Source organism: Micromonospora sp. M61 (genome assembly GCF_018070245.1).
Lineage (GTDB): Bacteria > Actinomycetota > Actinomycetes > Mycobacteriales > Micromonosporaceae > Micromonospora > Micromonospora zamorensis.
Window position 1 is genome coordinate 1 of sequence record NZ_JAGPYA010000171.1, and the last position, 983, is coordinate 983.

The window sequence follows — 983 nt, forward strand, 5'->3', positions numbered from 1 at the left end:
AGGGTGGCTTCCGTGGCGGTGACCGCGACGGTTCGCGCTCGGGCGCTCCCCGTGAGGGTGGTTACCGTGGCGGTGACCGCGACGGTTCGCGTTCCAGCGCCCCCCGTGAGGGTGGCTTCCGTGGCGGTGACCGCGACGGTTCGCGCTCGGGCGCTCCCCGTGAGGGTGGTTACCGTGGCGGTGACCGCGACGGTTCGCGCTCGGGCGCCCCCCGTGAGGGTGGTTACCGTGGCGGTGACCGCGACGGTTCGCGCTCGGGCGCCCCCCGTGAGGGTGGTTACCGTGGCGGTGACCGCGACGGTTCGCGTTCCAGCGCCCCCCGCGAGGGTGGTTACCGTGGCGGCGACCGCGACGGTTCGCGCTCGGGCGCTCCCCGTGAGGGTGGCTTCCGTGGCGGCGATCGTCGCGAGGGTGGTTTCCGCGGTGGTGACCGTGATGCTTCGCGTTCCGGCGGCCCGCGTGAGGGCGGTTTCCGCGGTGGTGATCGGGATGGTTCGCGTTCCGGTGCTCCGCGTGAGGGCGGCTTCCGTGGTGGCGACCGCGATGGTTCGCGTTCCAGCGCTCCGCGTGAGGGTGGCTTCCGTGGCGGCGATCGTCGCGAGGGTGGTTTCCGCGGTGGTGACCGTGATGCTTCGCGTTCCAGCGGCCCGCGCGACGGCGGTTTCCGCGGTGGTGACCGTGAGGGTGGCTTCCGTGGCGGCGACCGCCGCGAGGGCGGCTATCAGGGTGGCGACCGCACCCGCTCCGGCCCGTCCCGCGAGGGCGGCTTCCGTGGCGGTGACCGCGAGGGTGGTTTCCGCGGTGGCGATCGCCGTGAGGGTGGTTTCCGTGGCGGTGACCGGCCGAGTGGACCGCGTGACGGCGGCGCGCCCCGTGAGGGTGGCTTCCGTGGCGGCGATCGTCGCGAGGGTGGTTTCCGCGGTGGTGACCGTGATGCTTCGCGTTCCAGCGGCCCGCGCGACGGCGGTTTCCGCGGTGGTGAC

1 protein-coding gene is annotated in these 983 nt (G+C 73.8%); it reads right to left on the minus strand.

The features are described from left to right. The coding region (locus tag KBX34_RS33155) for a hypothetical protein (protein ID WP_374223741.1) at positions 1-983 on the minus strand (983 nt) is incomplete at both ends.